Source organism: Parabacteroides sp. KHUB-02 (assembly GCF_056640955.1).
This window is the reverse complement of the sequence record NZ_JBWQEV010000001.1, coordinates 98,638-118,373: the sequence shown is the minus strand read 5'-3', so window position 1 is coordinate 118,373 and position 19,736 is coordinate 98,638. Positions and strand designations below refer to the sequence as shown.

General features: G+C 41.1%; 24 protein-coding genes and 1 pseudogene. 10 read left to right on the top strand and 15 right to left on the bottom strand.

The features are described 5' to 3' along the window. The first annotated feature begins 18 nt into the window (after positions 1-18). The 3 genes from ACYIA1_RS00630 (at position 19) to ACYIA1_RS00620 (ending at position 2,251) form a co-directional block, all read left to right on the top strand. Positions 19-783 carry a TIGR03915 family putative DNA repair protein gene (locus tag ACYIA1_RS00630; protein ID WP_480334031.1) on the top strand — a complete coding sequence of 255 codons (765 nt, stop codon included), beginning with the start codon at positions 19-21 and terminating at the stop codon, positions 781-783. A gap of 101 nt (positions 784-884) precedes the next feature. Further along, positions 885-1,262 carry a transposase gene (locus ACYIA1_RS00625; protein ID WP_005862367.1) on the top strand — a complete coding sequence of 126 codons (378 nt, stop codon included), beginning with the start codon at positions 885-887 and terminating at the stop codon, positions 1,260-1,262. Positions 1,263-1,288: 26 nt separating this feature from the next. Further along, on the top strand, positions 1,289-2,251 hold the full coding sequence (locus tag ACYIA1_RS00620) for an IS3 family transposase (protein ID WP_009018803.1): 963 nt from the start codon (positions 1,289-1,291) through the stop codon (positions 2,249-2,251). 325 nt (positions 2,252-2,576) lie between these two features. On the opposite strand, the gene ACYIA1_RS00615 is transcribed toward ACYIA1_RS00620, so the two are convergent. The 7 genes from ACYIA1_RS00615 to ACYIA1_RS00585 form a co-directional block, all read right to left on the bottom strand. Further along, complete coding sequence (locus tag ACYIA1_RS00615) at positions 2,577-3,374, bottom strand: 3-keto-disaccharide hydrolase (RefSeq protein WP_008772537.1); 798 nt, start codon at positions 3,372-3,374, stop codon at positions 2,577-2,579. Between the two features lie 87 nt (positions 3,375-3,461). Then, entirely contained in the window at positions 3,462-3,926 is a 465-nt protein-coding gene (gene queF / locus ACYIA1_RS00610; RefSeq protein ID WP_005868655.1) for a preQ(1) synthase, read from the bottom strand. 9 nt (positions 3,927-3,935) lie between these two features. After that, positions 3,936-4,610: a 7-cyano-7-deazaguanine synthase QueC gene (gene queC, locus ACYIA1_RS00605; protein WP_005858432.1), complete on the bottom strand. Its 675-nt coding sequence runs from the start codon at positions 4,608-4,610 to the stop codon at positions 3,936-3,938. Positions 4,611-4,687: 77 nt separating this feature from the next. Further along, positions 4,688-5,422, bottom strand: a complete 735-nt coding sequence (locus ACYIA1_RS00600) for a class I SAM-dependent methyltransferase (protein ID WP_005868658.1) — start codon at positions 5,420-5,422, stop codon at positions 4,688-4,690. Between the two features lie 35 nt (positions 5,423-5,457). After that, positions 5,458-5,820 (bottom strand): VOC family protein, encoded by a 363-nt coding sequence (locus ACYIA1_RS00595; RefSeq protein ID WP_048928184.1) that lies wholly within the window; start codon positions 5,818-5,820, stop codon positions 5,458-5,460. Positions 5,821-5,918: 98 nt separating this feature from the next. Further along, positions 5,919-6,725, bottom strand: coding sequence for an AraC family transcriptional regulator (locus tag ACYIA1_RS00590; RefSeq protein ID WP_057326902.1), 807 nt, complete (start codon positions 6,723-6,725; stop codon positions 5,919-5,921). 100 nt (positions 6,726-6,825) lie between these two features. Beyond that, on the bottom strand, positions 6,826-7,299 hold the full coding sequence (locus ACYIA1_RS00585; RefSeq protein ID WP_009276097.1) for an Lrp/AsnC family transcriptional regulator: 474 nt from the start codon (positions 7,297-7,299) through the stop codon (positions 6,826-6,828). Positions 7,300-7,462: 163 nt separating this feature from the next. Here ACYIA1_RS00585 and ACYIA1_RS00580 point away from each other — a divergent pair, with 163 nt between their 5' ends. Further along, on the top strand, positions 7,463-8,335 hold the full coding sequence (locus ACYIA1_RS00580; protein WP_480334026.1) for a DMT family transporter: 873 nt from the start codon (positions 7,463-7,465) through the stop codon (positions 8,333-8,335). A 247-nt stretch (positions 8,336-8,582) separates the two neighbouring features. Next, positions 8,583-9,611, top strand: coding sequence for a DUF2971 domain-containing protein (locus ACYIA1_RS00575; RefSeq protein ID WP_480334024.1), 1,029 nt, complete (start codon positions 8,583-8,585; stop codon positions 9,609-9,611). A 14-nt stretch (positions 9,612-9,625) separates the two neighbouring features. On the opposite strand, the gene ACYIA1_RS00570 is transcribed toward ACYIA1_RS00575, so the two are convergent. Together ACYIA1_RS00570 and ACYIA1_RS00565 are read right to left on the bottom strand one after the other, a co-directional pair. Next, positions 9,626-11,020, bottom strand: a complete 1,395-nt coding sequence (locus ACYIA1_RS00570) for an AlbA family DNA-binding domain-containing protein (protein WP_038608635.1) — start codon at positions 11,018-11,020, stop codon at positions 9,626-9,628. Between the two features lie 67 nt (positions 11,021-11,087). Beyond that, positions 11,088-11,894 (bottom strand): LuxR C-terminal-related transcriptional regulator, encoded by an 807-nt coding sequence (locus tag ACYIA1_RS00565; protein WP_196008774.1) that lies wholly within the window; start codon positions 11,892-11,894, stop codon positions 11,088-11,090. 153 nt (positions 11,895-12,047) lie between these two features. Here ACYIA1_RS00565 and ACYIA1_RS00560 point away from each other — a divergent pair. From ACYIA1_RS00560 to ACYIA1_RS00550, 3 genes and pseudogenes are all read left to right on the top strand, one after another. Beyond that, a pseudogene (locus ACYIA1_RS00560) lies at positions 12,048-12,539 on the top strand (hypothetical protein). Between the two features lie 29 nt (positions 12,540-12,568). Continuing rightward, the gene (locus ACYIA1_RS00555; RefSeq protein ID WP_480334021.1) at positions 12,569-13,210 is read left to right on the top strand and encodes an RteC domain-containing protein; all 642 of its coding nucleotides are present in this window, start codon (positions 12,569-12,571) and stop codon (positions 13,208-13,210) included. A 148-nt stretch (positions 13,211-13,358) separates the two neighbouring features. Continuing rightward, positions 13,359-13,691: a helix-turn-helix domain-containing protein gene (locus tag ACYIA1_RS00550; RefSeq protein ID WP_005645903.1), complete on the top strand. Its 333-nt coding sequence runs from the start codon at positions 13,359-13,361 to the stop codon at positions 13,689-13,691. Between the two features lie 41 nt (positions 13,692-13,732). On the opposite strand, the gene ACYIA1_RS00545 is transcribed toward ACYIA1_RS00550, so the two are convergent. From ACYIA1_RS00545 to ACYIA1_RS00520, 6 genes are all read right to left on the bottom strand, one after another. Continuing rightward, positions 13,733-14,458, bottom strand: coding sequence for a hypothetical protein (locus ACYIA1_RS00545; RefSeq protein WP_196008777.1), 726 nt, complete (start codon positions 14,456-14,458; stop codon positions 13,733-13,735). Positions 14,459-14,462: 4 nt separating this feature from the next. Next, positions 14,463-15,386 carry a relaxase/mobilization nuclease domain-containing protein gene (locus ACYIA1_RS00540; protein WP_196008778.1) on the bottom strand — a complete coding sequence of 308 codons (924 nt, stop codon included), beginning with the start codon at positions 15,384-15,386 and terminating at the stop codon, positions 14,463-14,465. Further along, on the bottom strand, positions 15,352-15,735 hold the full coding sequence (locus ACYIA1_RS00535; RefSeq protein ID WP_195482688.1) for a MobC family plasmid mobilization relaxosome protein: 384 nt from the start codon (positions 15,733-15,735) through the stop codon (positions 15,352-15,354). The genes ACYIA1_RS00540 and ACYIA1_RS00535 overlap by 35 nt, the downstream gene beginning before the upstream one ends. Positions 15,736-15,890: 155 nt before the next feature. Next, positions 15,891-16,871 carry a toprim domain-containing protein gene (locus tag ACYIA1_RS00530; RefSeq protein ID WP_032586345.1) on the bottom strand — a complete coding sequence of 327 codons (981 nt, stop codon included), beginning with the start codon at positions 16,869-16,871 and terminating at the stop codon, positions 15,891-15,893. Between the two features lie 324 nt (positions 16,872-17,195). Next, positions 17,196-18,428, bottom strand: coding sequence for a virulence-associated E family protein (locus ACYIA1_RS00525; protein ID WP_195482689.1), 1,233 nt, complete (start codon positions 18,426-18,428; stop codon positions 17,196-17,198). Beyond that, complete coding sequence (locus tag ACYIA1_RS00520; protein WP_025866774.1) at positions 18,409-18,717, bottom strand: helix-turn-helix domain-containing protein; 309 nt, start codon at positions 18,715-18,717, stop codon at positions 18,409-18,411. Before ACYIA1_RS00520 ends, ACYIA1_RS00525 begins: the two co-directional genes overlap by 20 nt. A gap of 337 nt (positions 18,718-19,054) precedes the next feature. On the opposite strand from ACYIA1_RS00520, the gene ACYIA1_RS00515 reads away from it, so the two are divergent. Further along, positions 19,055-19,342, top strand: coding sequence for a helix-turn-helix domain-containing protein (locus ACYIA1_RS00515; RefSeq protein WP_025866775.1), 288 nt, complete (start codon positions 19,055-19,057; stop codon positions 19,340-19,342). 4 nt (positions 19,343-19,346) lie between these two features. Next, entirely contained in the window at positions 19,347-19,628 is a 282-nt protein-coding gene (locus tag ACYIA1_RS00510; RefSeq protein ID WP_480334016.1) for a helix-turn-helix domain-containing protein, read from the top strand. Positions 19,629-19,736 lie beyond the last annotated feature (108 nt).

Here is a 19,736-nt window from a genome sequence, read left to right as displayed (position 1 = left end):
TTATAAGAAGGATTGATAATGATTATATTTGTTTACGACAAGACTTTTGAGGGATTGCTTACCGCTGTATTCGATGCCTATTCCCGTCGAACTTTTCCGGATTTGTTAGTAACCGAGGGCGAGCCATTTCCATTGTTCTATGACGAGGCGATCCGGATTTATACGGACGACCGGAAAGCAGAACGGGTATGGAAAGGGCTTGAGAAGAAAATCTCCAACTCTTCTCTTTCCGGGCTGACGGTAACTTGGTTGTCGGAATTACCGGAAGTAGACCTGTTGTTATTCAGATATATCCGCAAAGCGATCGACGCTCCAGCCACGATTGAGTTCAATCTTGGTGACCCGGACATATTGGAAACGGCCAAGATCTGGAAGAAAGTAAACAACGAACGCTTGCGAGTGATGCAATTCTTTCGTTTCCAAAAAGCGGCGGATGGAACTTACTTTGCTGCCATCGCACCTATATATAACGTATTACCTTTGGTATTACCTTATGCGCAAGACCGTTTCGCTGATCAGCAATGGCTCATTTACGACTTAAAAAGAGAGTATGGATATTATTATGATCTTAACGATACGATAGAAGTCCGTTTCGAAGAGAAAGATTCACACTTATTGACCGGATTGCTCAGTGAGGATATCATGGATAAGGATGAGAAACTTTTTCAAAGTATGTGGAAAGAGTATTTTAAGTCTATCGCTATCAAGGAGCGTTTAAACCCACGGCTTCATCGCCAACATATGCCGGCTCGTTTTTGGAAATATATGCCGGAGAAGAGATAATAGTATAATTGCTATTAATCAGCCAATTACAGTTTTTGTTAATTTCTGTCTTATGCTGATATAGGTAGACACATTCAATAACAATAAAATGTGTAATTATTATGCGCAAAAAACATGAGCATTACAGCGAAGAAGAGAAATTGCATCTTCTTCATTCTTATTATCAATCCGGCATGAGCAAAACCAGTTTTTGCAAACAACATGGTATTAGTGGGATAACTTTGTTAAATAAATGGCTGGCGAAGTATGAATCAGTGGTAAAAGAGGTATCTTTGGCTCCGTGTCAAGCCCCTACGGATATGAGCGATCGAAGCAAAGAGGATTACCATGATGAAAACGCGCGACTCAAGAAGCGTGTTAAGGAGTTGGAGAAGGCCCTTGCCTTCTCCCGGTTGGAAACCGAGGCCCGTGATTTAATGATCACGCGTGCGGAAGAGTATTTTAACATTCCCATCAGAAAAAAACCTGGGGCCAAATAGTAACGGAACTGGTCAGGCTTCGCAAGATGAAAGTAGCGCCAGCCTGCCGTCTGTTTGGCCATTGTCGTCAAGCCTATTACCAGTCCAAGGCTGACATAGGGAGCCATGTGAAGAATGAACGTCTCATGCTGGATACCGTACGTGAGATACGTGGCGAGGATCCCGGTATCGGTGGTTACAAGCTGTGGATCATGCTCACCGCCCTCTTCGGAGAGAGGTTCATGCCCGGTCGCGACAGCTTCTACACGCTGCTTCGTCGACACCGCCTGATGCTTCCTCCGCGCAAAGCCAGGGGCACAACCAATTCCAACCATCGTTACCATAAGTGGAAGAACTTGATAAAGGGCTTTGTCCCAACCTCTCCCAATCAACTGTGGGTTAGCGATATTACCTATATACCGCTTGCCGGCGGAGACGTCTGTTACCTGCATCTGGTCACGGATGCTTATTCCCATAAGATAGTGGGATGGGTACTGGCTGATAGCTTGCGTGCCTCAGCCACGCTTGAGGCGTTGCGGCAGGCCATAGACCAGGCCGTTGAGATGACAGGGAGTGAAAATCTGGAGGGCCTGATACACCACTCTGACCGTGGCGTGCAGTATTGTTGCGACGCGTACGTGGAGCGCCTTCGGCGGCATGGCATTGCCATCAGCATGACGGAAGACTACAAGCCCACGGACAATGCCGTGGCGGAACGTATCAATGGGATAATTAAAGTGGAACGCCTCTATAGGCAAGGGCTGTTCGAGACCATCGAGCGTGCCGCGAGCGTGATAGAGCGCTACATCTACTTCTACAACTACCGCCGACCGCACATGAGTGTCGGTTATAAAACCCCGGGCATAGTGCACGGGGAGAAGGAAACGCAAATAAAAATGTGGCGGAATAAAAGAAAACCCGTGAAAAGTAACGAGAAAGAGATGGATACGATAGCTTTGCAAAGCCGAACAACTAATCTCTCAGAAGGGCTCTGTTCGGCCCAGAGGTAATGTGTCTATGTTATCAGTATGAAGTTAAAAGAAGTGACTACTATATCAGTATTACTTTATAACTACTGTCTACTGATTACGTTTATAAACAAAAAAAGTGTCTAGATAAATCAGGAAAAGACATTCATTATCGAAAAACTAAAGTTTTTTCAGCAGGAAACTAGAGTTTCTCCATTGGAAAACTTTTGTTTCATCTAAGGAAAACTAAAATTTCGTGCTATAGAAAAAAATGTTTCTCTCATATAAAACCAGCCTGTTATTTAACGAAAAAGGGATGAGCTTAATATCAAGTCCATCCCTTCTTATTACAATCAACACGTTTCTCTTATAGCTCACGAATCCAGATATTACGGAAGCTGATCGGCTCGCTAGGATCGCCATGGCTCTGTAGGATGATAGGGCCTGCGCCATGTTTCTTCACTTGTGGGAAACCGATCCACTCTGTCGTACCCAATATCGTCGTATGGTTCTGCAAAACCACGCCGTTCTGGATAACCGTTACGGTTGGATGCGTGCGATAAGAACCATCTTCCTTGAAAGTGGGGGCGGTATAAATGATATCGTACACGTTCCATTCGCCCGGTTTACGCATGGCGTTGGCCAAAGGAATGGATTGTTTGTAGATACTACCCGTCTGGCCGTTCACGTAAGTCGGGTTATTGTAGCAGTCTAACACTTGAACCTCATACATCCCTTGCAGGAAAATACCGCTGTTACCTCTCGACTGGCTCTCTCCAGTGATATTCGTCGGGACCTGCCACTCAATGTGCATCTGGAAATCGTTGAATTTCTGTTTGGTCTGGATATCACCTTTCTTCTTGTTTACGGTAAAAACGCCATCATGTACATCCCATTCGGCCGCACCGCCTTTTACGCTCTCCCAAGCGGAAAGATCCTTGCCGTCAAACAAAACGATAGCGTCGGAAGGAGCCGTGAAACCTCCACCTTTTAAGTCTGTACCCGGAGTGACAACGGGAGGAACCGGTTCGTAAAACTCGGACATCTCATGCGTGATACCGGCATAACCTGTAGGCATCTTGAACTCTTTTTTCTTGTCTTGAGCGACAACGGTAACGCAACCCGCTAAAGCGAAAGCCGCAACTGTAAGCAATCTTTTGTTCATGGTCTAAAATGATTTATTAGTTAGTTAACATTTCTTGCTGCAAATATACCGTTTTTTGCCGAGACTGATAACGATTTGTCAGAAATCTTATTGATTATGATCAAATAATCTTTTCTCGGCCAACTGCTCAAACTTGGTGTTCGGACGACCGTAATTGCAATACGGATAAATACTTATACCGCCTCTTGGAGTGAATATACCAGTAACTTCGATATATTTCGGATCCATTAATTTTATCAAGTCCTTCATGATAATATTCACGCAATCCTCATGAAACGCCCCATGGTTGCGGAAGCTGAATAAGTAAAGCTTCAAGCTCTTGCTCTCTACCATTTTCACGTCGGGGATATAATCGATATGAATCGTAGCGAAATCCGGTTGTCCGGTAATCGGGCAGAGACTGGTGAATTCCGGGCAATTAAACCGTACCCAATAATCATTTCCTTGATGCTTGTTCGTAAATGCCTCCAATACCTCCGGAGCGTAATCCTGTTTATATACGGTAGAGCCACCTAATAAATGCAACTCTCCTTCTTGTTTTCTCTCGTCCATTTCTTTCATTTACTTTTGATTCTCTTCTTTCCTTTTCAGATATTTCTCCAATCCGTCCTTACGAAGTTTGCAAGCGGGGCAATGCCCACATCCCTCAGCCATAACACCGTTATAGCAAGTCAGCGTCTGCGTACGTACTAGATCAAAGACGCCCAGTTCGTCCGACAATTCCCAGACTTCGCTCTTATCCCGGTCCATAAGCGGGGTATGAATTACGAATTGCTCATCCATCGCCAGATTTAATGTTACGTTAAGAGAACGCACGAACGTATCCCGGCAATCCGGATAACCACTATAATCAGCCTCGGAGACACCCGTTACCAAATGATAAATCCCCTTACCACGGGCTAAGATAGCGGCGAAAGTAAGGAATACCATATTACGGCCGGGCACAAACGTATTCGGATAGCTATCCTCCGGCTTCTCTTGATCCATCTCTATGCTCGCATTCGTAAGCGAGCAATTGGGATCTAACTGGCTGATAAGCGATACGTCCAATAACTGAAAAGGTACGTCCGCATCCGCGGCGATCTTTCGAGCGACCTCTATTTCCAAGGAATGTTTCTGTCCGTATGTGAAGCATACGGCCTCTACACGTGAAAAATGCTTCTTCGCCCAGAAAAGGCAAGTCGTGGAATCTTGTCCACCCGAGAAGCATACCAAAGCGGCATCTTGTTGTTTCATATCTTTCTTGTTTTTAATACGTGGGTTAGCAAGCACACGGAAAAGACATCTTTTCAGCCACAAAGATACGCTTTTTTTTAATTCTTTCGAGCGGCGATAAGCAACATCATCGGACGGCGAAGTTCGTCTCGCATCCCGGGAACCGTATCCAGCATCGATTCGTCCGGTTGAGGCTCCACCAGATGGGTGATACAGAAACCCGCCTTGATCAATCCGTTCACGTAAGTCGTAAGTGTCTTATGATATTTGGTTACATCCTCTCCCAAAAAACGAGCATGCCGGATTCCCTCTTGAAAATAATGATCCACCGGCCAATGCGCAGGTTTCCCTTCCGAATCGTAAATCCAATCTTGATTGCCATAAGCAGTAAAAACGGGATGTTCCACAGAGAAGACAAAGACACCCTCTTGCGTTAAACATTTATATACCTCTGTACAAACCGTATCGAACGACTCGAGATAATGGAATGTCAAGGAGCTGATCACGATGTCAAAAGAATTTGGAGCAAAATCAAAATCCTCGATTGCTATTCTTTTATATTCGATCAACGGGGAGGGATTTATCTCCCGTGCCTTGTCTAACATCTTCCCGGAAAGGTCAATGCCTAAAGCGAAGGTCGCCCCTCGCTCTATGGCATATCGACAATGCCAGCCAAAACCACACCCTAAATCCAATACACGCTTTCCGTTAAAATCAGGCAACATCTTCTTTAGCTCATGCCATTCTCCTGCTCCTCTCAGCCCTTGTACAGAGCGAGACATCTGACTGTATTGACCGAAAAAGCGTTCATCATCATACTTATTTTCTTTCATATTATATATTGTAGGGATATCTTGGCCGAAGATACTTATTTTTCGTAGATACCGACATGATTTCCTTCGCTATCTTCTAAAACGGCGAAGTATCCTTTATTTTCCGCTTCAATCTTTGTCTTGGGTATAATAATTTTACCCCCTTTATCCAATACTTTAGATAAAGTGTCCTCGATATCTTGGCTATTAAAATGGATTAAGATACCATCCGGCGAAGGTTGATAACTAGGAGCGTAGAACAAAGCCCCAACCGCTTCTCCTTGCTCGATAAAACAGGCCATCTTCTCTGTCTCACATTCGGAAACCGATAGTTTTAACCCCAAAATAGTTTCATAGAAATTGATCGCTCGATAAAAGTCTACAGTTGGAATCTCGAAAAAAGCAATTAAATTGTTCATTTTGTTTTCTTTTTATAGTTACTGTTAATGTCCTCGCGAAGACATCACAAAAGTAGAGCGTATCGTATCTATAGGATAGAAGAAAAAGGACATCTTGATCACTCCGAGAAATAATCAGAATAAGGAGCGCATAAGGAAAGATACTCCGTGGGTGTATAGCCGGAAAACAGTTTAAACTCTTTTATCATATGTGACTGATCTGAAAACCCACATTCATAAGCTAATTGAGCGAATGAAATGGATGGATTCTGTTGTACCTTAAATAAAGCTCGTTGCATCCTAAAGATACGAAGAAACTCTTTGGGCGTAGCTCCTACATAATCTAAGAAAATGCGGTTGAACTGTTTAGAGCTTAGGCATGCGGTTTCAGATAACTCAGAAATATTAGTTTTCGCTTGTTCATTTATTTGATGGAGGACTGCGGATATTCGCTTTAAGTTATATTCATAGCCTTCAAACCTATAAAGACGGTGAATCAAAAACTGCTCGATCAAGCGGATGCAAGTTTCATGATCATCAGCCTCTATCACTTTTCTGGATAATATTGATAATTCCAAATCTGCTATAGCATCCACCGCTATAAGTTCTCCATAAAAGAACTTAAGGGGAAGTTGAAGGATGGCTCTTGCCGCGTACGGCTGAAAAACAACCGTGATCATTTCAATCTTTCCGGCTGACATCACATCTGAAAAGTTGAGGCATTGCCCACAGATGAACGCTTGAGGCTGCGATTCTTTTTTTCCTACTAATAAAAGCCTTTTACCCCTATGAAATACTAATTGTATGCAGCCCGTTGGTAAAGTCCGTTCAGATACAGAAACATCCGCGCCATCTTCCAGTATCCAATAATATCTCACATAAGGAGTTAATATATGAATAGGCTTTATTATTTTAAATGACTGCATCTTATAGAATTTAATTTATCGGGGCAAAGGTAAATAACCCCTAATCAATTCTATAGTAAAAAAGAGACATTTTATATAATACTGCGACATTAAGCTTCAATCAACTATTTTTGGGTATATTCAAAACTGTAGTATGCTTGATTTCATTAAGCACAAAAGAGCTTTGCATCTTCACGATGCCATGAACCTTGGTTAATTTCTCGAACACAAATTGATTATAGGCATCTAAATCCTTAAGAACCACTTTGACAAAGAAATCATAAATACCTCCCGTCGAGTAACATTCCATTATTTCATCGATATTCCGTATTTCTTCTTTGAAGCGTTCGATATGCTCATCATCGTGTACAGCTAAAGATACATTACAGAAAATGATCAAGGGTAATCCTATTTTTTTATTGTCGACCAATGCCACATATCCTTTTATATATCCTTCGTTTTCTAAACGTTTGATTCGTTCGTAAATAGGAGTCTTGGAGATATGAAGTTTCTCAGAAAGCTCTTTTGTATTGATCTTCGCGTCCTTTTGCAAAGAATGAAGAATTTCAATATCTGTCTCATCAAGTAGTGCCATAGTTTTTTTTCCTGTTTTATTTGATTTAATATCCCCGAATTAGAATTATAGAATGCAAAACAGGACAAAAATAGGAAAATTATCGTATTTAAGCTTGACGTATAGGAAAACAATCTTCTTTAAATAACTTTGCAGCAAATAAAAATCTAATTCTAACACAATTATGTTTAAAAGTAAAGATCTTCTGTATCATAGTATCGCCATATTGACAGTCATTATATGGGGAACAACGTTTGTCTCCACAAAAATACTGATTAATACAGGATTATCACCGGTTGAGATATTGTTATACCGTTTCGTGCTTGCGTATTTTTGTATTTTGACTATAGCGCATCGACGGTTGTGGGCTAATTGCGTAAAAGATGAATTCTTATTGTTCCTGTCTGGATTATGTGGTGGTTCCCTATACTTCATAGCGGAGAATACAGCACTGGGCATCACATTGGCTTCCAACGTTTCATTATTGATTTGTACAGCACCGATCATTACAACGGTATTGTCTCACCTATTTTATAAAGAATCTCTTAGGAAAGGACTGTTATATGGATCTTTAGTTGCCTTATTTGGAGTCGGATTAGTTGTTTTCAACGGCAGTGTTCTTTTAAAAGTAAATCCACTTGGTGATTTTCTCACTTTAGTTGCCGCTACGATGTGGGCTTTTTACTGCCTTATCCAAAAGCGTTTGAGTCGTTCTTATCCCACCTTGTTTATTACACGAAAAGTATTTTTTTATGGGATACTTTCTCTTTTCTTCTATTTTGTGATCTACCCTTTAAATATCAAACTAGAGTTATTGAAACTGCCAGTCGTATATTTAAATATATTATTTCTGGGTGTCATCGCCTCAATGCTTTGTTATATCATGTGGAATACGGCAGTCAGAGCCCTCGGAGCATCAAAAACAGCCAATTATATTTACATTGTCCCTCTGGTCACCTTGATAACTTCTGCGATTTTTCTATCAGAAACTATTACGATAGCTTCTGGTATTGGCGCTTTAGCCATTATTAGTGGAGTTTATATCGCAGAGAGGTAAAAATAAAGAAGGGTTACTCATATGAGTAACCCTTTGATTTTCAGTGGTGCCACCAGCAACCGAAAATCAGTTTGTATAGCACTATTTCTCAATAAGTTATATCTTTATCACGATGTTAGTCCCTTGAATAAGGTTTTCACAACTTTGCACCGTTCGACATCAGTTTGTTTCTTGGGTACGATTTCTGAATACAAAGATAGAGATTTTTTGTTATAGTTACTATATTTGTATAAAATAGTTTTTGCAAATGAATGGATATAAATACAGGGCAAATATTGCCGTTGATGATAAGGGAAACCTCCGTGATATAGAAACTTTGATAAAAGATGAATTATGGGCTTCTTCTTTAACTGCTTTAAATGACCCTTTTGAAGCAACTTATATAGATAATATAAAAAGAGCACTTGCCCTTTTTGAATCAGTTTTTGGAGCAAATATTAAAGACGTTAAAAAATATTGGGAGGAATTGATTCTGTTCAAAAATAATATAGGAATATACTCATTAGCATTATCTCAAGCCGATTATCCTGATAATGAATTGATGTGGGCACACTATGCAAATTCTCATAAAGGATTTTGTATAGAATATGATATTGAAAAATTGCAGGACAGTGAAAATTATACTTTTGATGTAAACCGAATGAAAATCGAATATAAGAATGAACCTCCAATAATTGGATTAGATGATATTTATAATAAAGATGGATTTTTGATTAAAATGTTTAGAACAAAATCTAAATCATGGGAATATGAGAATGAGATAAGGTTAATATATTCAACTTCAAAACGGAAAGAATATAATCCTTTTGCATTAAAATCGATTTATTTTGGTTTAAATATGGACGAAAAGCATCAAATACAAATAATAGAAGGATTAGCAAATAGGGATATAAGATTCTATAAAATGCAAAGAAAAGCAGAATCATATAAGCTTATTCCTATATTGATTCATGAAAACAAGCGTATCATTAAGAATAAATTGTCACTATCTCAATATGAAATATTAAAAGAAAACCACAATCATGCCGTTGAAAATTTTCATGTATTATATAAAGGTGAAAGTATAAATAAAGAATTATTGCATAATTTTGTCTTGAAATTCAGAGAAGAATACACAACAAAAAATGCTAATATTTATGTCTATAATAAAAGTGACATAGCTAATTTAATTGATAAATATCCATTAAATGATAAAGAAGCAGAGCTGTTGCTCTCTTGTACTATTGCTGAATCATGGTTCACTAATCCTACAGAAGTCTATGTTAATCTATCTTGAATCAGTTGCAGTTATTAAAGTGATAATAATACGGTATAATATCCTCCTGTTTTGGGTGCACCTCTAAATTCTACTATACCTTTTTCTTGTAAGGATTTAATATATCGCATTGTTGTTCTTACACTTTTGCCTATATGATTTGCTATTTCGGAAGCATTTAAGCCGGGAGTTACTATCAGTAAATTGATTATAGCTTGTTCATTCTCGTTTATAGCATCATTTACTATGTCATTTACTCTGCCATTTACTGTGTCATAGTTGGCAGAGTTAGAGATTTGACGTTTGAACACTGCTGTAAACATCCCCTCTGTGTGAAATTCCGGTTCGGGCAGATTCGCCTCTCTCATGGCTTCCTGCATACGGGGAATACCGGATGCAACTCTTTCAACCAAGTGCATACGGGTAAATAAACCGAAAATTAGCGGATTACGTGTCATACTTTTATGTCCGAAATCTTTAGCTACAACAGGTAGAAGTCCTCCGGGATTGGAAATCTCTACCCGGTCGTCAAACATTTCTATCATAATGCTTGCGCCTTGTTCGTAATAATCACGGTGCGACAGGGCGTTTATAATGGCTTCTTTAAATACGGTCAGAGGTATTTCCCAGATTTCCTCTCTTGGTCCTGCACCCTCTATTTTATAAGCTACTTGCAGTTTGCTTTCCAGCCAAGACATAGCCTGTAAATATTGTTGGTACAATGAACCTCCGAAAGTTTTATCATCTATAATATAGACTTTATTTGTTCCCTTGAAAAGAACACATCTTGTAACAGCGTGTGGAAATTTTCTTTCAGGTTGTTTTCCGAAGAACATCGCTGCTCCGTTCTTTGCCGTTCCATTTTCGGTAAACAGTTCCAAGTTCTCAAATATTTGTTTGTCGGGTGTGGACGGACTTAGTTTGGCTTCTGTTCGAAAGTCTTTAATCATTTGTTCGTCTGCATCCGTGTAGATATTGAACCAATGACAGGGTATATGGTCGAAAAAGATTTTGTTACATTCCTGAAAGAAGCTACGCATTTCTTCGGCTGTGCGAAGTTTCTGTGAGTTTGCCCCCTCACGCACATAGATAGAACCGGAAAATATATAAGGTTTATCCTTGCCGGACGGAACATCAATTACCCAAACAGTTTTATTCCCAACATTTACGGAATACAATTCACAGTGGAGTGCAGGAGATATTTCGCTGATAGAACCTTGAATGGCAGAACGTTTATCGTTTTCTAAATTAGTATCTACTACTTGCCCGTTATCATCTACTCCAATAAGCAAATATCCTCCGTCTGCATTGGCGAAAGCACATATTTCCTCTGTCAGTTCACGAACTTTTGAAGGAACACGGACTTTAAATTCCACATTGTAGCCTTCTCCGCTATCAATGAGTGATTGTATGTTTTCTGTATTTAACATGAACTTTTATAATAGTGCCACAAAAATAGTTATTTGTTACGATTGTAAGTTGTTAGTTTCATTTTATTTATGGCAAAACATCCCTCTTCTCGCTTTTATCAATGCTGCATTTATTGAACAAGCCCAGTCTTTGAGCGAAGTTGACAGCTTCAATCGAATTGTTAGCTTTTAATTTTTGTAATATATTCTGTCTATGACTATTCACTGTATTAATGCTAACTTTTAATGCCTCTGCTATCTCTTTACTTAATAAGCCTTTCTTCATAAATCGTAAAACTTCTAATTCCCGGTTTGTCAAAGGTTCATCCAGTGTGTCAGATAAATCTATAAATATCTGCTCTCCAGTTTTAAAGTTATATAGGTGGCTTTTAATAATTTCTGATTCATGGCTTGCATCAACATCAATAACCGATAGCATAAGCCAAATATTTCCTGATTTATCTAACTCAAGAACTTGTTCTTGTTCTATTATGCGTATGTATTCACCCCGCATATTTCTTATCCTCATTTCATGAATGGCTTTATAGTTCCTCTTTTCTTCATTGGAGAATGAGCGTAATATCGAATAGATTTTCTTTCTTACAAGTAACCCATAATCTATATCGTCCGGATGTATAACCTCAATAACTGGCTGATGTCCAAGAATAAACAACCTACGGGAGTCAAGTCCATATAGTTTAGGAATATTATCAGAAACAAAAACGAATTTATTAGTGTAGCAATCAAATACCAATACGATACTATGCGTAACTTCTGAAAGTTTAATCCAGTCATTTTTCCTCTTTTCAAGAATGGAATAATCAATTTCATCGAACTCTATGCTTGATGTTGGTAGTATATTTATGACTTTCTTTTCTATTTCATTAATTATCATGCTTGCTATGACGTTTATTGTTAAATAGTTAGGTTGCATCTCATTATAAATGACTATTGTCTTTAGAGTATCTTACATCTAACTTTGCACAAAGTTAATAAAAAGAGCATAAGTGTAAGGTAAATAGATGTTTAATGTTTTAATTATTCCTATATGATAAAAAAGATTTGTTTAGTGACACGGAGAGGTAAAAGAGTTATGGGTCGCAAAGTTGTAGTGACATCAGTATTTGAAACTGACATTGAAAATATTTGGTGCAAGATTCAAGATATTGAAACGCTAAGAGAAATTTGTAAACCCAAAGCAAGTTTTATATCTTATGGCAATATTCCTCCTGTTTGGAAAGAGGGGGAAACATTTTATTTTAAGATGTTTCTTCATCGATTTATTCCTATTGGAAAACATACAATCAACGTAATTAAGATTGATAAAAAATCAAGAGAAATAGTTTCAAATGAGTATAATAAAAGAGTAACTATATGAAATCATTATATTCAAATGGAAAAGATTACCGAAAATGTTACAAAATATACCGATAGTGTTGAATTGTATGCTGGTTATCTAACCCCGCTTGTTGCTTGGTGGACTCTTTATTTTTATAAACACAGACAAAAGAAATGGCAGAAAATTGCAAAGAACTTATAAAATGCTCACGATAGCTACTTAAGTTAATTATGGCAAACTGGAATTTAGCAGAAAAAAAGATATATAAATTATTAAAACATCCTTTCCAAAAGGAAAAATCTGATATAGAAGCTATTACTGCTGCATATCTTGAATTTGTAGAAGAATTGTTCGATTACCTTAATAAAGAAAATGATAACAAAACACGTATTAGGCAATTAAATATGAGTTATATAGATTTTGGTACAATTAAGGCTTTAGAAGAAACTTCACCTACGGAAAATAGCAAGTTAAAAATTATATATCTTGACAAACTGTTATCTTTAATAAATATGGAGCAAGAACTAATCTATCGGCAAATGGAATACCCCAAATTTTTCATTAATATTGAATCAGATTGGAAATCTCCCTTTTATTTAAACAGTGAGGTAATTAAAATTATAGATATAATGGAATTAGTTTGTGGTATTTTTTATATCAAAGATGGTATTATTCGCATTGATAACAAGGATATTTTTCTAAGTGATATATCATGTATTTTTGAGAAAATGTTTAATATCAGTTTTGGTGATATATACAAAAAAGAAATAGCAGTTATTAAACGAAAACCTACTAAAATCACAGATTTTTTAGATAGGTTGAAATTAGCTATTATTAAAAAGAGTAAAGACAATGGTTACGATTATTTTTAAATATTTTTATTTGATAATCAATAAGATATAAATAATTTATAGGGGAGTGGATGTACCATTCCCTTATTTTCTTTGCTCTCGTTTTCTGAACTTTGCTTCATCAATCGATTGACAAACCATAATGTATAATCAGAAAAATGAAGCAATCATGTATATAGACAATGACGATTTCAGCGTATGGATGCAGAAGCTGTACGCCAAACTGGAAGAACTCTGCAAGGATGTACGGGTACTGCGCAATGCCGACAGGGTGCTGCCTGAAGATGACAACCTGTTGGATAATCAAGACTTGTGCTTGCTGTTCAAAGTGAGTATCAAGACCCTGCAACGTTACCGGGCTATCGGTGCGCTGCCATACTTTACAATCAGCGGAAAAGTATATTACAAGGCTTCCGATGTCCGGGAGTTCATCAAGGAGCGGTTTAGCGTCACCACGTTGCGCCAGTTCGAGAAAGAACACTGTACGAAGAAAAAGAAGTGAATTTGAAAGCCGGGGCGGTTCTGCTCCGGCTTTGCTTTGGTTTATGGTTTGCCCAACTTGTTGGCTTGCTCCTTCAGCTGCTCGGCTTGCTCGTTTAACAGCCTTGCCCGTTCCAACGCTTCCGCCTGTTTTCTGCTACGGTATTCAAACCCTTTTACCGAATCGGTCAGGCTTCGGATGAAAGCGTTATCCCGTTTCCGGCTGAACTTCGTTTCCAGCAAATCAAGGCTGCTGCCGTCTGCCTTTCCTTTCATCAGGATATAACGGTATTTTATATCGTTATCCTGTAACCGCTGCATCCGTTCCGTAAAACGAATATTCAAGATTAGCGAAGTGATACAGATAATAAAACCTGCTGAAAGAAGAAAAAACTTGGGTTTCAGGTAGGGAGTTATCCGGTATATCAGTTTACCATGCCATGAAACGGGCGTTATTTCTCCGGCTGGTCTATCATCAGCCGGGAACAACACTTTTAACCGCTCCTTGAAATATCGGTGAGAGGTCACGATAAGCCCCTTAATATCTTCAAGGTCTTGTTTTTGGTTCTCGGACTGCCCTTTTCTGATACTGCCGATTTGGTTTAGAATCTCCTGCATCGTGTTTTCAGCAATGCCGGATTTGCCCTGCATATCCGAAATGCGCTGTTCGATAACGTCCAGTCGGTTAATCGTTTCCTCCCGGCTGGCTGGTGTTACCTGCTTCTCCTGCCGTTCTTTCAATTCCGTAACCATAGAGAGAAGCCCCTCCAAAATTAAATTATCTTCCATGTTCCTATAATTTTAAGTGCCGTTTCTTTTTCTTCTTTTTTCTTTCATCGGGATTGTCGGTCGTTTCATCAGCCGGAGAGGATGAAGCGGAGAACAGACCGCCCAAGCCTGCCAGTAACGGACTGTCAGCTTTGCCCGGTGTTTGCGCTGGCTCCTGAACAGGTGCGAAAACCGTCTGTCGGTTGTTTCCGGCAGTGTTCAGCCCTGCATCCCCGAAACACTTATCCAGTTTGGAAAAACTGAAACTGCGGTCTATCTCCGAACCCTTGAACGTGTATTCGCCTTTGGAAAAGGAAATGCCCTGCACTTCGCCAGTCTGTCCCCTGTACTTGAAATGAATCCCGATACCCTTTTCCACCAGCCGGGTTTGTAACTGCTGCCAGTTCTTGGACTTCCCGATTTCATCCTTTACGGCATTGTAAATCTCGTATTTGGATTTGTCCGGTTCTCTCAAACGGTGCTGTTTTACATGCTCCTTGCCTTTAGCGAAATAAAGCCCGTGTTTGGCTTTCAGCTTCTTGCATACCTGTTCGTTGCGGTACATGTCGTTCCTGTCCGAAATGGTCTTGCCGTTGTTGTCTATGCGGTTGAACACGATATGCACATGCGGATGTTCCCGGTCTTGGTGGCGCACGATGATGTACTGTGTATCGGTGATTTTCATTTCACGCATGTACTCCTGCGCAAGCTGTATCATTTTCCCGTCTGTCAGCTTGGGTGCGTCCACCGGGGAATAACTTAGCGCAATATGCCCGACCGGCTTTTTCAGGTCGGGGTTCATCCCGGCTTGCAGTATGAAACTGCGTATGATGTCCCGGTTGCTTTCCGTCAACACTCCCTCCGCATGAAGCAAAGCTGCCTGTTCCTTGCCGAGTACATAGTTCACGCAGCCTTTAAATCCGCTTCCCTTTTTTATTTTTCCAATCATCCGACAACTGGTTAATGATTTCGACAATCCTGTTTTTGAGTTTCACCAGTTCCACCGCCACCAGTGCGAACCCTCCGGCATTCGCCCGGTGCGCCAGTTGGTTGATGTTGTTGGCTTCACCCGCCAGCTTGCGGATAGTGTCCGCATCCTGCCTGTTCAGCCGGGGTGTCACCTCTGCCGAAACGACCGCCTGCCGGACGTATTCGCTGACGTGCAGCCCGGCTTCGGTGGCTCGCTTCCTGATTGCGTATAACTGTAACTCGGTCAGTTTCGTGCTGACTACCCGGTTCTGCTTGTCTATCCGGCTTTTTGCCGGGCGACCTCCCGGTTTGTTCCTTATCTCTGTCATGTGTTTTTGCTTTTAGGTGGTATCTTAAAAATTGCGACCAACGGGAGAAATTTTCTTTGCGTTAAGCAAAGCAAGGTGTTTCGGTCTACCGAAACATAACCTTGCTCTCCCTAATCACACAGCCTGCCGTCTGTTCATGCCGCCAGTCTTGCAGGTCACATCCTTAGCCCTCTCTTTCTTTTTTCACCCGGATTTTGTCTGTTATCCTGCTCCGGCTGGGGCTTGTCGGTAACTGTCAAGTCTTGGGATTGTTTCACTTTAAGGCTACGCAAATAGTCGTTCAGGTCATTGTGACCGCTGTACAGGTGTGATACGTCACGTACACGCCATTTGTATTCCTGCCTTATGGCTTCAACCGCTTTCCTCCCGGCTTCGTCATTGTCAAGCATACAATGTATATGCCCGTAATCAGCCAACGGATATAAGGCTTTATCCGTGTTGGCGGTGGAGTTTAGAATAACGTAGTCCTGCCAGTCGGTGCAGGGTATATCCGGACTTTTCTGTTGCCGGATAGTGAGGAATGAGAGGAAATCCAAAAAGCCCTCGAACACGAAACAGGTATCTCTCGGCTCTCCCTGCTGCCGTATATGGGTGATGTCTTTCGATGTGCTGCCCTTGAAACGGGGATTGCGAAGCTCGTAACCTCCTGAATCATTCCTAAACGCCAGCGCAAAATAAGGCTTGCCACCGATGCGGTAATACATTTCCTGCACGTAAGGGGATGCCGTTCCGGGAGAAATCCCCCTTTCCTGCAAATAGCGTATGAGTGCCGGATTCTGTAACGGCTGTATTCTGTGTATCTCTATCGGGCTGGCTGCTTGCCTTTTCGTCTCCCTTTCGGGCAGTTCTTTCCCGTGAAAGGAAAAAGAGGCGGTGTCGCCCTGTTCCAGTCGGCAGATAGCACCGTAGGCGTTGCACTGGTGTTGCTTCATTACAAGGTCGATGAGCGTCCCGCCCTCACCAGTTCCGTAGTCACACCATAAATTGGCGTTATAATCCACCTTGAAACTTGGCGTGTTGTCCTCCCGTAAGGGGCTGCGGTACATCCCGTAGCTTCCCTTTTCCTTGGCTGGCTGGATTCCCAAAGAGTTCAGGTAATCTTTGATACTGATATTGTTGGCTTCCTTGTAGGTCATAATTTTTATTTTTTGATATTCATTGATAAATTGCAGTAGCACAGTAAGAAGTCAGTAAGAAGAAAAGTCACCATGTTTCTGCGCATAATTCTTTTTTTTTCAGTGGATTATCTCTTATGCAGTAAGATAAGTAAGTTATTTCTTCAAAAGGAAATAGAAATACAGCCTTATATTCCTGCTTGCTCTTTTCTTGTTTTTCTTTTTTCCGGTTTTCCAAAAAGTTTTGGATTTTATCTTACTGCTTATTGTGTATTGTATAATAGGCTGATTTTTAACAGTTTGAGTGATTATGTGATACTTTTGCAGTAATTACTGCACGGCTACCTATCCGTAATCGTCATTTGTATAGGATGCAGGAATAGGCTTTATTCTGTACCCATATACCGAATAATTCTGTTTGTTGATACGTTTCTGCACTCGTTTGAACCCGGCTTTGCGCAACGCTTCCCCCAGCCGTTTTTCAGATAGCTGCATGGCGCATATATCCCGTAAACGTGTCAGTATTTGTGCCGTTGTCATAAAGAACAAGGGTTCTTCCTCCTCTGTCGGCTTCTCAAAATATTGTGTCAGCATTTCAAACTCGACCGTCTGCACCTCAAATCCCGCATTTGCTAAATGCAATTCTCTAATCTCCATATCATTGAACCAGTAGCGCACGCCCTGACGGTACAGGTACATGATTTCGGAATAGACGTTATCCATGTGAATACTTTCTGCCGTGGGCTTGTCTATGTGCAGTACCTCGAACGGCAAAAAACGCCTGCTGCCTGTCGGGTCGGTCAGGAACTCGTTGCCGTTCACCGAAGCCATGAAGCTGGCGAGGTGGGGGTATTCCTCTATGTAAACATCATACGGTCTGCGGTATTTCACTGCCGGGGTGGTGATAAGGTTCTTCAAGGCGTTCTCGTTCTGCTTGTTGAGTTCCTTTAGCTGGTCGTCAATGTTGATGAACAGGTATTCGGCTATCAGTGTCAGGATGTCTTTGCCCTGCGGGTCTATCTTTCCGGTGAACAGGTAGTTCTTAAGCGGTGTCGGGCAAAGGTTGTCCAGCCACCACGATTTGAACTGTCCCTGCTTGTCCCCGGTTAGCACTAGACAGGTATGATTCTGACACCCCGTGTCGTTCATTGCGTTGGCTACCACACCGATAAGCCATTTCGTGAAATATTCCTCCCATTTGCCGGGATTGGCTACCTGTACCGTGTTCAGAAGCCTGCCGATATGCCCATGTTCGGCAGGATTGAGAAGCGGCAGGGCGTTAAAGTATTCCCGTATGGGATGTACCTTTCTTGCGAAGTCGCTTTCCAGTATGGTACGGATGTTCTCGGCAGAGGTGACAATACCAGCGGTTGCGTCCAGCCTGCGCCTGAACGAGTTCAGGACAAATTTCGTAACGGGCTGGTACAAGTCCGAAGAACCCGCAGCCCGGTATTCCGTCCGGTTCTTTACGGTGTTGAACCGGAAATCGTACAGGACGTTCAACAGGCTTTCGATGCGCTCGTTCTTCGACTGCCAGCCCTCGATATGCCGTGTTTCATCACCTCTTTTCTTTTTCATCGAGAAGTCTGTTAGAAGCCGGGACATACTGCTGCTGCATCCACTTTTTGAGTTCCTCCATGTCGAAACGCAGGGTACGCCCACGCTTGACGCAGGGTATCAGTCCCTTGCTGGCTAAATGATACAGGTAATTGACCGAATACCCGGTTATGCCGCTGGCAACGGATATTTTGACTAACACGGGCTCTTTTCCGTCCTGCCGTTCTTCGGGCTGTGCGCCCATGACCGGGGCAATCATCTTTTCGATGTTCTCCAGCCGTTTGAAAATTTCTTCGAAAGGATTATTCATAGGTGCTTGTTTTTTGAATTAGCACCACAAATAAAATAAGAAAAATCGGTAAAAAACAAAGCGTCAGCCGTTTGGAATCGCTTTGCTGCGCTCTGCACCAAATTAATGTCGGTAAATAGAAAACGGCTTTGTGTTCATTACCTTACTTATTTAGTAAGTGGGGGAAACCGGGGTTTCTGTTCTCTTATTGTTTCTTTCCTGCTCGTTTGGGTTGGTGGTGGACATTTTTGGACACGCAAGGTCATTTGCGGACAGAAAGAAACAACCTGTCATTCAGTCTTATATATTTGCACCAGTGAAGAAAAACGGAGTATTGATAATAATAAATATATCGGTTATGGAAATAGTGACGATTGAAAAGAGAACCTTTGAACTTTGGAAACAGAGGTTTGAAAATTTTGTGGGGCGTGTGGATGCGCTCTGTGTGCCTTTACGCAGGAAGCGTGACAAGTGGCTGGATAACTGCGAGACCTGCCGTTTGCTGAATGTTTCAGCCCGGACGATGCAGACCTACCGTGATACGGGGAAACTGCCTTATTCGCAGATTAACAATAAGATTTACTATAAGGCTTCGGACGTGGAAACATTTCTGCTTAGCCAAGTAAGGGACAATTCTAAAAAGTAGGCGTATGGATTTGATAACGAAAGATTCCGAAACCACGCTGGTACTGTTTTCCTCCCTTGACAGGGTGCTGGAAAACGTGGAGTACGTGGAAATGAACTATCGCCCGGTATTGAACGGTGAACACTACTTGACAGGCGAGGAAGTGTGCGAGCGGCTTTGCATCAGCAAACGGACGTTGCAGGATTACAGGGACACGGGACTGCTGGGATATGTGCAGCTTCCGGGAAAAATCATCTACCGGGAAAGCGAGATTTTAGACCTGCTGGAAAGGTATTACAGAAAATGAAATCTTGAAAACGTGAAATCTTGTTTTCTGTATTTATTGATTTATTGTTTGATTAATTAAAAGCCAGCAATCATGGTTTCTTGAAAACTGTGTTGCTGGCTTCTTCAT

Coding starts and splice junctions, on each gene's coding strand:
- ACYIA1_RS00585 (WP_009276097.1), bottom strand. CDS start 7,299: ATGGCACTACTTGATGAGACAGATATTGAAATTCTTCATTCTTTGCAA.
- ACYIA1_RS00520 (WP_025866774.1), bottom strand. CDS start 18,717: ATGAATAATCCTTTCGAAGAAATTTTCAAACGGCTGGAGAACATCGAA.
- ACYIA1_RS00620 (WP_009018803.1), top strand. CDS start 1,289: ATGAAAGTAGCGCCAGCCTGCCGTCTGTTTGGCCATTGTCGTCAAGCC.
- ACYIA1_RS00590 (WP_057326902.1), bottom strand. CDS start 6,725: ATGCAGTCATTTAAAATAATAAAGCCTATTCATATATTAACTCCTTAT.
- ACYIA1_RS00600 (WP_005868658.1), bottom strand. CDS start 5,422: ATGAAAGAAAATAAGTATGATGATGAACGCTTTTTCGGTCAATACAGT.
- queF (WP_005868655.1), bottom strand. CDS start 3,926: ATGGACGAGAGAAAACAAGAAGGAGAGTTGCATTTATTAGGTGGCTCT.
- ACYIA1_RS00535 (WP_195482688.1), bottom strand. CDS start 15,735: ATGACAGAGATAAGGAACAAACCGGGAGGTCGCCCGGCAAAAAGCCGG.
- ACYIA1_RS00630 (WP_480334031.1), top strand. CDS start 19: ATGATTATATTTGTTTACGACAAGACTTTTGAGGGATTGCTTACCGCT.
- ACYIA1_RS00510 (WP_480334016.1), top strand. CDS start 19,347: ATGGATTTGATAACGAAAGATTCCGAAACCACGCTGGTACTGTTTTCC.
- ACYIA1_RS00625 (WP_005862367.1), top strand. CDS start 885: ATGCGCAAAAAACATGAGCATTACAGCGAAGAAGAGAAATTGCATCTT.
- ACYIA1_RS00595 (WP_048928184.1), bottom strand. CDS start 5,820: ATGAACAATTTAATTGCTTTTTTCGAGATTCCAACTGTAGACTTTTAT.
- ACYIA1_RS00550 (WP_005645903.1), top strand. CDS start 13,359: ATGTATATAGACAATGACGATTTCAGCGTATGGATGCAGAAGCTGTAC.
- ACYIA1_RS00565 (WP_196008774.1), bottom strand. CDS start 11,894: ATGATAATTAATGAAATAGAAAAGAAAGTCATAAATATACTACCAACA.
- ACYIA1_RS00570 (WP_038608635.1), bottom strand. CDS start 11,020: ATGTTAAATACAGAAAACATACAATCACTCATTGATAGCGGAGAAGGC.
- ACYIA1_RS00580 (WP_480334026.1), top strand. CDS start 7,463: ATGTTTAAAAGTAAAGATCTTCTGTATCATAGTATCGCCATATTGACA.
- ACYIA1_RS00615 (WP_008772537.1), bottom strand. CDS start 3,374: ATGAACAAAAGATTGCTTACAGTTGCGGCTTTCGCTTTAGCGGGTTGC.
- ACYIA1_RS00545 (WP_196008777.1), bottom strand. CDS start 14,458: ATGGAAGATAATTTAATTTTGGAGGGGCTTCTCTCTATGGTTACGGAA.
- ACYIA1_RS00515 (WP_025866775.1), top strand. CDS start 19,055: ATGGAAATAGTGACGATTGAAAAGAGAACCTTTGAACTTTGGAAACAG.
- ACYIA1_RS00555 (WP_480334021.1), top strand. CDS start 12,569: ATGGCAAACTGGAATTTAGCAGAAAAAAAGATATATAAATTATTAAAA.
- ACYIA1_RS00530 (WP_032586345.1), bottom strand. CDS start 16,871: ATGACCTACAAGGAAGCCAACAATATCAGTATCAAAGATTACCTGAAC.
- queC (WP_005858432.1), bottom strand. CDS start 4,610: ATGAAACAACAAGATGCCGCTTTGGTATGCTTCTCGGGTGGACAAGAT.
- ACYIA1_RS00525 (WP_195482689.1), bottom strand. CDS start 18,428: ATGAAAAAGAAAAGAGGTGATGAAACACGGCATATCGAGGGCTGGCAG.
- ACYIA1_RS00575 (WP_480334024.1), top strand. CDS start 8,583: ATGAATGGATATAAATACAGGGCAAATATTGCCGTTGATGATAAGGGA.
- ACYIA1_RS00540 (WP_196008778.1), bottom strand. CDS start 15,386: ATGATTGGAAAAATAAAAAAGGGAAGCGGATTTAAAGGCTGCGTGAAC.